Origin of the sequence: Prevotella amnii DSM 23384 = JCM 14753 (assembly GCF_000378745.1) — a bacterium.
Lineage (GTDB): Bacteria > Bacteroidota > Bacteroidia > Bacteroidales > Bacteroidaceae > Prevotella > Prevotella amnii.
In genome coordinates this window covers 20387-29500 of sequence record NZ_KB905287.1, presented here as the reverse complement: position 1 = coordinate 29500, position 9114 = coordinate 20387, and the positions used below count along the sequence as shown (strand labels likewise).

The following is a 9114-nucleotide window of genomic DNA, read 5'->3' as shown; positions in this document are numbered from 1 at the left end:
AGGCATTCGCTATCAATGCCCATTGCCTCGCTTACTATGGAAAGCGATACTATTTCAAGGTCGCTAAATCTCGGAACGACGCCTGGGCGTGGAATATTACCTTGCTCATTTACTAAATCTTTTGAGAATAGCTTGCATATATCAAGGATTTTTACGAAATTTGTATATAAGTTGTGCATACTGATTTTATAACTTAATGTATTGAGCAATACTAAGTTACAAATAAATTCTTGTATGTACAACTTTTCTTTCATATAAATTTATCTATTATTTTAATTCCGCCAACGGGTAAACTTATCTCTCCTCTTATTATGAGTTCAGATACAACACGGTATTGGGAAGAACTGAATACAGGAGCAAGGACGATGCTCACTTCTTAAAAGTGGGTCGCTATGAAATCAACACGCTCCGCAGGAAACTTGACAACGATGTGGGGATTATCACATCTTCCGACAACCTCTATTCCATTATAGAAAGTAGCTTCTCTCCACGTGTCAATCCCATACAGGAGTATTTCAATGGATTGCCCTTGAGGGATATTGGTAATATCTGTGGTAATAATAGTGGCAATAGCGATAGTTGTAATCATGACAGTAGTGGCAATAATGAAAACAATTGCTGTTGTGATATTTCTTCCCTTTCACTGAAAGCCATTCTTGACTTGGCAAGTTGCGTAGTCGTACACAACTCTGACAAGTGGCTGCTATACCTTACCAAATGGCTCGTGGCAGTGGTCGCCAACGCCATGGACGACCGTGAGTGCCGTAACCATACCTGCCTTGTACTGACAGGCGAGCAGGGCAAGTTCAAGACAACATTCCTAGACTTGCTCTGTCCTCCTGCCCTGCATGGTTACAGCTACACGGGCAAGATATATCCTCAGGAGAAGGACACGCTTACCTATATCGGGCAAAACCTCATCATAAATATTGACGACCAGCTTAAAGCTCTCAACAAGCGGGACGAGAACGAGCTCAAAAACCTCATCACCTGTCCGATGGTCAAATACCGTATGCCCTACGACAAGTACGTGGAAGAGCATCCCCACTTGGCAAGCTTTGTTGCATCGGTAAATGGTAATGATTTCCTTACCGCCCCCACAGGCAGCAGACGGTTTCTGCCCTTTGAAGTATTGTCTATTGACATAGAACGAGCAAAGGCAATCTCAATGGATAGTGTCTATACCGAAGCGAAAGCCCTGTTAAAGTCAGACTTTCGCTATTGGTTTGATGATGATGAGATTGCCGAACTATACAGAGAGAGTGAAGACTTTCAGGTACAGACTGCAGAAATGGAGCTCTTGTTACGTTGCTTCGAGAAACCATCGGAAGATGAAAACTATTCGTTAATGACGACTACGGAGATACTCACCTATTGGGGTATTTATACTCACCAACCACTTGTTGCCAAGCATATGGGCGAAGCCCTGAAAAGAGCAGGCTTTGAGAAAGTGAGCAAGAGGCGTGAGGGCGGCAGTCCAATCTATGTATATAAGGTAAGGAAGATTCTCCCTTGTCCCTTGCCAAGTTATTGCAGCAACCAAATGTAGTAGCCGTATGTTGTAAGTTCGTAGTATGACTTGGTACTACAAAATATATTGAAAATCAATTACTTAACTTAAAATAGTATGTAGTAAGAAGAAAGATGAAAAAGTTTGGAGGGGAAAAACTTCTGAAAAGAGAATTTCTTTCAATAATCATTCAACTACCATTCAAATATCATTCAAATACACCATTGTCATTCAAACAAAAATGATTCAATCCTTTCAATTAAAACATATCACAATGAAAGAAGATTTATCACGCATCAAGCGATACCCCATCGTGGAGTATCTTGAAAGGAAAGGCATCAAGCCTGTACGCAGAACACCAGTCTATGCGTTGTACCGCTCACCGCTGCGTGCAGAAACACATCCGAGTTTCAAGGTGGACATACAGAAGAATTTATGGATAGACTATGCCGAAGGAAGAGGTGGAAGTATCATCGACCTCTGTATGCGCTTGGAAGGCTGTACGCTCTCGGAAGCCATCTGCCGTTTGGGACAGAACGCTTTAGAGCACATACAGCGCACAGCTACAGTTCTTCAAAGAGAGAAACATCTATCAGTCCAAATCAAAGAAAGGATGTAACAGCAAGCGGAGCAAGGAGACTGATAGAAATATCAGACACCCTGCCGCCACATTTTCAAGAATACCTTACAAAGGTACGCTGCATTGATTTGGAAAAGGCAATGTCTTTCCTTAAATGTATCAGCTATGAGGTAAGAGGCAGGCGCTATCAAGCCATCGGCTTTGCCAACCTGTCGGGAGGATATGAGCTTCGAGACAATCACTCGTTCAAGGGAACGATAGCCCCGAAGGACATAACTCCCGTATTCACGGATAAACAAACAGAACACGCAATAGACAATACATTGTCCGTATGCGTGTTTGAGGGATTTATGGATTTCCTTTCTTTTCTTTCAATGAAAGAAGAAGTAGCCAACCACAGTCTTGTGCTAAACTCCGTAAGCAATGTGGCAAGGGCTATTCGATATCTGAATGACCACAACCTAACGCATATCCGTACCTTCCTTGACAATGACGATGCAGGGCGGAAAACCGTGCAAGAATTTGTAAAGGTAGGTTTCAAGGTGGAGGATATGTCCGTACATTACAAAGGCTTCAAAGACCTCAACGAGTTTCATGTTTACCGTGTCCGTGAGCGACAGAAGCATAAAGGGCAGATACAGACACGGATGTCGGTTACAGAACAAAATCAAAACATGAAATCAAAACAAGTCAAACATAAAATGAGATAAAAACATGGAAAAGCAAAAAGTCAGTAACGAGGGAATGGGGAATACAATCCATTCCGCCAAGCAATATTTAGGACTAAACCAAATTGAAGGTCCGTCTGAACATATCATTGCCGAACTTCGGGCAAGGAGAGCCAGAACTTTTCAAGAGCCTAACGAACAGGACACAGAGAACACTACGCACTCTGAACCTGCGCAGCATACAGAGAACGCAACCGTTCAAAGGCGCATCAGTGCCAAGATGAGACGGGAAACGCTCGAAGCCTACAAGCAAACCTACCTTGTCCCAACAAGACTGAGCAACCGAAAGGCGGTCTATCTGAGCCGAGAAACGCAGGAGCGTGCCGACTTCATCGTGCGCAGATTGGGCGACAGGGGCAGCAACCTTTCAAGTTTTGTGGAAAACATCGTGCGCCTCCATCTGGAAGAGTATGGTGAGGACATAGAAAAATGGAGAAGGTTGTGAGCCACAGAAAAAGGGTGAGAGCTTTCTTGAAAAGTGACAAGCTTTCCATCCAAAACCCTCAACCCTTTATTAGAGAATATGACAGCTAATATAACATACTGAATGATGAGAACACCACGAACACAGCCAGGCACGGAATGCACAGCATGCACTTTCAAGCAGCAAAATGCCTTGTGCGTAAACGTTTCGTTAGCTGATATTGCAAGACGTCAGTTTGTACCCACAAACTGCGCTTGCTCCCCTCGTCAGACTGTCGGGGAGATTAGACCGTAATCACTCCGTTCTCATCGGTCAGTATTCAGGAATTAAGAAACAATGAATCATCTACAATGATAAACTTTCAAGGAAACTTATATGAACAGATACAAAGGAAAAACTGCCCAGTGGCAGCAACAGGATAAGGAAGAGCAGCGGATGAACAAAACGGAGTTCATCAAAGTTAGATGCACCTTAGAGGAAAAGCAACGTATCAAGTCAAAAGCGGAAAGCGCAGGGCGGAAATTCTCCGATTATTGTCGGGAAATACTCCTTAACGGAGAAGTAACAGCCGTTCCCAAGATGACAGACAATGAGAGGGAAGCCATTGCCATTCTCCAACATACAGGAAGGTTCTATGGGCAGATTTCCAATCTCATCAAGCTCTAGGACGAGGATTGGCTACATATCACCAAGAACCTTTCGCTATGTGCCAAAGAGGCATTTAAGCGGTTTTACGACCCGCATTTTCGGGTGGATGATGAAATATATAAGGTCTTAAATCTAACAAGAAATGATAGGAAAATGTAAGGCGATAGCGCACGGCAGCACGGCTCTGGACTATATCTTCAGAGAGGGCAAGCTCGGCTATCGGCTTGCCTTCCACAATCTTTGCAGCAGGGAGCCGAAGACTATCTACGAAGAAATGAAAGTGGTCAGCGACTATAACAGCCGTTGCAGGAACAAGTTCCTGTGTATTGAAATCGGTATAGCACCACAAGACGAGAAAAGACTGCCTGTATCCGAGCTTATGAGAATAGCCCATCTGTTTGCCAAGCGAATGGGACTTGACAACCATCAATGGGTGGCGGTAACGCACAAGGACACCGACAACAGACACATTCACATAATTGCTAACCGTATCAGTCTGTATGGAGAAGTCTATGATACCACCTTTGTGAGCAATAGGGCTGCAAGGGTGGCAGAGGAAATCAGCAGGGAGAAAGGCTTGACCATTGCAAAAGAGGTCAAGGCAGAAAGGAAACACCAAAAGGAAAAAGCCAGCCCTACAAGAGAGCAAACCAAGAAAGAGGTGCAGCAAATCTGTTATGCCCTGCTTGACAAGTACAAAGGAACAGGCGTCACGGGGCATTCCATGTTCCTTTATGAATTGAACAAAAACGGCATTACCTTAGAGCGTATGAAGAACAAGCAGGGCAAGGTATATGGCTTGAAGTTCTCATACGCAGGGCAATCCTTCAAGGCTTCCGAAATCGGCAGGGAGTTCGGCTACCATTCCTTGCAGAAGAACTTTGAATCATACAATAAAGCCGAATTAAAGGAGACGACAACAAAAGCTTCCATAATGACGCACGAGATCGCAAAGAATAAAACTCAACCAGATACAGGTTATCAACCTGTTTCTCTCAGCCGTTCCTATATACCACCTGCCAACAGAAATGAAAATTCATCTATTGCACAAGCCGTAGGCAATGTGGTAAGTACTGCCATAAATGCAGCCGAAGAAATCATTTCCAGAGCAGGCGGGGTAATCACCACACAGACACACGGTGATGATTATGCCGAGACAGCATGGCAGCACAAGCTCAGAAACCAAGCTAACAGAAAGAAGAAACGTGGAAGGGGAATATAAACATAGCATACAAAAAGTGCATAATAAAGAATATCTCATCAAAAACGCTTGCTATTCGGTAACAAAGTATTATCTTTGCAAACTGAATAACAAGCGTTCTTTGTTAGGCAGAAAACAGCGAAGCCCAGTAGCCCGCTCGTTTCCAAATCGTTACCTGTTTAGTTGTGTCAATAAGTTAACTTCTTTATTTTCAGATAGATATATTTTTATAATTATCTTTTAGGGCGAAACATCACCTAAAATTATTGCAGGTAAAAAAGTAACGGAATAACTATTATAAAGGTCATTAACACTGGTGAAAGAAAGGCAGATATTAAAGCCGTTGTTGATTATCTTTGGGAAGACGAGCATAAACACTTTCAAGAAGGGCATTATCCTAAGAAGCATATATATAGAATACTAAAACGTATAGAAAGTTCTTATGAATAAGAAACTCACCTTAAAGAGTTTGATTTCTATTTTGACATGATATATTTGCCTCCTCCCCCTTATATTCTCTCCAATGGGGTGGAATATCGTTGCAGAGTGGTAAGGTGGTGTGTGTGGATAAGGGGGAGTGGGAGAAAGATAAGCCAGCTTGGTGGTTTTATATTTTTACATTTCCCGTTCTTTTCAGGATACCCCACTGCTGCAGTTCGCCTTTGATGGCCTTGAAATAACTCTTGAAAATCACATAGTACATAATCCAGCGATAGAAGAAACGCTGCGGTATGATCCATAACAATGTCCACAACGATTCTTTTTCCACGATGAAAGCCATGATAGATACGCTTGCATCTACAATGAGGAAAATCAGATAGTAGATGAATATCTGCCAGGCATTGCCTGAGAACAGTCCTGCCAACATCAGAACGTCGGCTATTGGCGAGAACGTCGGGATAATGTACTGGAACACGAGCATATTTGGCAAAGCCCACAAGCCGAATCCCTTATAACGGCTGCTGAACAGGTTACGACGATGTTTCCAGAAAGTCTGCATCACTCCGAAACACCAACGGGTGCGTTGCTTTACAAACTGTCTGATATTTTCTGGAGCTTCGGTCATTGCTATGGCATAGTTTTCGTTCTCGATAACGTAACCCGCCTCGATGATGCGCATCGTCAGGTCGCAGTCTTCAGCAAGCGTGTCGGTTGTGAAATATCCGGCTTTCTCAATGGCTTCCTTGCGGAACGCTCCTATGGCACCAGGCACCACGGTGATGGCGTTAATGGCAGCGTATGCCATTCGGTCGAAGTTCTGAGAGGTGATATATTCTATTGCCTGCCAGTTGGTGAGCATGTTGCGGCAGTTGCCAACCTTCACGTTGCCGGCAACGGCTCCCACACGTTTTTTCTTGTCGGCAGCGAAGTGTCTCATTAGCTTGCTCACGGCATCATGGCGCAGCTGCGTATCAGCATCTATACATACCACGAAGTCGGCATCGGTGTGGCTCAGTCCGAAGTTCAGGGCAGCCGCCTTACCACCATTGGGCTTAGTGAAGATAGCCACTTTCGGGTGGCTGCCGAATTTTTCTTTTAGTATGGCAAAGGTATTGTCCTTGCTTCCGTCATCTACTACTACGATATTGAACGAAGGATAGTCTTGTGCAATAAGATTGTAAATCGTGTTCACTACGTTTACCTCTTCGTTATAGGCTGGTACAATGATGGAAACCTTAGGCATATCTTCCTTGCCGAGGTTATCATAATTGCGTATGCGTTCTTTTCGTTTTTCCTTGAAGACAAGACCATACATGAATATGAGTCGCATAAATCCGAGAACGAGGAATACGAGGAAGAGTGCGGTGATGAAATCGCTCAGATGGTAGATGAATTCTGCCAGTGTGAGGTTCATCTGCATTGCATAGTAAGCCTCTCCTTTCTGTATGGTAGGCATAAGTGTTTCGCGTTTCATTCCCAGATAATCCTCCAGCGAGATGAAGCGATAGCCTTCTTTCTGTAGGGTGGTGATGATGCGCGGCAGTGCTTGTATGGTTGCCTTTCTGGTAACGCCTCCAGCATCGTGTAGCAGTATGATATGACCGTCTTCGTGGTGTACGCCGTCGGTAACACGTTGGTAAATCTGGTCGGCTGTTACGCCCGGCATCCAGTCGTTAGGGTCGATGCTTTCGCCCACCATCAGGTAGTTGCGTCGTGAGGCAAGAATCATCGGCTCTATTTCTTCATACTGTGTTGGGTCGCTGTCGGCGTTATATGGGGCACGAAACAGAATGGTACTGTGCCCGGTTATGCTCTCTATAAGCATTCGCGTGAGCTTCAGCTCTGCGTATGTGCGGTAGTCGGAGTTTTCTATCACGTTGTGATGGGTAAAGGTGTGGTTGCCGATGGTGTGCCCGGCGTCATACACTTTCCGCACAATGGGCAGGTTTTTCTCCATTTGCAAACCTACCATGAAGAATGCAGCAGGTACGTGATGTTCCTTCAGAATGCTTAGCACCAGAGGGGTCCACTTGCTGTCTGGTCCGTCATCGAAAGTGATGACGAGGTCTTTGGCGTGGCAGTTACCTATTTTTGTTACAGTATAGTTAGATGGCAGTTTGCGGTATATTTCATTGGCTATAAGTCCGTCGTCCTTGTCTTTCACTATGGATATGTAGCCCGGCTGTGGTTCCGACTCCACCTGCAACACTTCTCCGTTGCCCACGAAGTTCACGTCGTCAAGACTTCTTATCTGGAGCAGCTTCTGAAGGTTCCACTTGGAGGAGTTTTCGTAACTCATGTCCTTACCGTAGAAGTTCCATATACGGGAATCTTCCGTACCCAGTCGCCATACGCTGAATCCGGCAAGATGGTATTCTGCTCCGAAGCGCATGATATTATATGATGTGGCAGCATCGGTGAGATAAACTTGATGAGTCTGGTTTTCTCCGTCGATGTAGGAGAAGTTGAGGTTGTAGGAATCTTCATTGAAGTCTATCGGAGTACCAGCGTTCAAAGCTGATGCCATGGCTTGGTTGAAGGTTACGGTTTCTCCATCTTTATTCTCGCACCAGTCGTAGCCATAGGCAGCCAGTCCCAGAACGAGCTTGTTGTTAGGGATATTGCGTGCTGCCCAGTCTGTGGCACGTTCTACAAACTGCTGTGAGCATACGTTGCCCGGCTTGCTTGCCGAGTTGTGCTCGTCGTAAGCCATCAGGAAAAGATAGTCGTTGTACTTGGCGAGCTGCTCCATGTCGTAGTCTTCATTAAAAGGAGCTACATCTTGGGTAACATAGAGTCCTTTCTTATGGAAGACTGCCGAGAGTTCTCTCACAAAGGTTGTGAGCAGGGCGTTGTCGTTTATCTGTAGGTCTTCCAGGTCGATGTTTATTCCGCATAACTTATACTTGGTGCAAGCTGCGAGAAGTTTTTCTGTAAACAGTTTTCTCTTGCCTGCATCCTTCATGATGTTGCCGATGGCTTCGCTTCTGAAGTCTTTGCCATAGTTGTTGGTAAGCATCGCCATAACGGGCACGCCTGCCTTCTGCGCCAGACGAAGGGCTTTCTTATTTATCTGAGTATTTAACGCTCCGGTTTTCGGATTGATGAACAGCCATTCGCCTATGAGCAGGTTGATGTGCCTGATGTTGCGCTTGAGCGAAAGCAGCGATCGTTTGTCCCAATTTACGTACCATGCTGCTCGTATTCCAATGCTCGGGTCGTTCCACTCTCTGAGATATTTCTCTTTGAGCTGGTTGCCCTTTCCTGTGAAACGAGTCTTTCTGGCTGCAACCTCTGCATAAGCGTTGTGCATCTTATTCTCGTGAAAGAAGCGGCGGAAAGATTTGTATTCTTTTGCCGTCTCATTGTTGCGCATGAGTGGCTTTTCTGCGGTCATCACCTTGTGATAGTTGTGTATGAAGGGTATCTTAGGACTGCCTTCCAATGCGAATAAAGTTAGGAATACAATGACGAAGAATATGATTATTGCCCCGATGACTCTCATGCTCCACAGGAACTTTTTCCAGCGAGAACGTGAGTCTGTTTGAAAAATCTGCTTATCCATATCCTGAATATATTTCA

Annotated in this window: 4 protein-coding genes and 4 pseudogenes; 6 read left to right on the top strand and 2 right to left on the bottom strand. The window is 44.7% G+C overall.

What is annotated here, in order from left to right:
* A pseudogene (locus F596_RS11555) lies at nucleotides 1-254 on the bottom strand (IS982 family transposase); the annotation flags it as partial.
* Nucleotides 255-334: 80 nt separating this feature from the next.
* On the opposite strand from F596_RS11555, the gene F596_RS0107705 reads away from it, so the two are divergent.
* The 6 genes and pseudogenes from F596_RS0107705 to F596_RS12150 form a co-directional block, all read left to right on the top strand.
* Nucleotides 335-1549 carry a VapE domain-containing protein gene (locus F596_RS0107705; RefSeq protein ID WP_373852541.1) on the top strand — a complete coding sequence of 405 codons (1215 nt, stop codon included), beginning with the start codon at nucleotides 335-337 and terminating at the stop codon, nucleotides 1547-1549.
* 235 nt (nucleotides 1550-1784) lie between these two features.
* A pseudogene (locus F596_RS11895) lies at nucleotides 1785-2800 on the top strand (toprim domain-containing protein).
* Between the two features lie 4 nt (nucleotides 2801-2804).
* A complete protein-coding gene (locus F596_RS0107695; RefSeq protein ID WP_019036490.1) occupies nucleotides 2805-3263 on the top strand; it encodes a DUF3408 domain-containing protein in 459 nt (152 codons plus the stop codon).
* Between the two features lie 354 nt (nucleotides 3264-3617).
* A pseudogene (locus F596_RS10970) lies at nucleotides 3618-4049 on the top strand (plasmid mobilization protein).
* Nucleotides 4033-5112: a relaxase/mobilization nuclease domain-containing protein gene (locus F596_RS0107685; protein ID WP_024992699.1), complete on the top strand. Its 1080-nt coding sequence runs from the start codon at nucleotides 4033-4035 to the stop codon at nucleotides 5110-5112. Before F596_RS10970 ends, F596_RS0107685 begins: the two are co-directional and overlap by 17 nt.
* A gap of 438 nt (nucleotides 5113-5550) precedes the next feature.
* Nucleotides 5551-5678 (top strand): annotated as a pseudogene (locus F596_RS12150) (site-specific DNA-methyltransferase); the annotation flags it as partial.
* 20 nt (nucleotides 5679-5698) lie between these two features.
* Here F596_RS12150 and F596_RS0107680 read toward each other — a convergent pair.
* Nucleotides 5699-9097, bottom strand: coding sequence for a trifunctional glycoside hydrolase family 18/polysaccharide deacetylase/glycosyltransferase family 2 protein (locus F596_RS0107680; protein ID WP_019036486.1), 3399 nt, complete (start codon nucleotides 9095-9097; stop codon nucleotides 5699-5701).
* Between the last annotated feature and the right edge of the window lie 17 nt (nucleotides 9098-9114).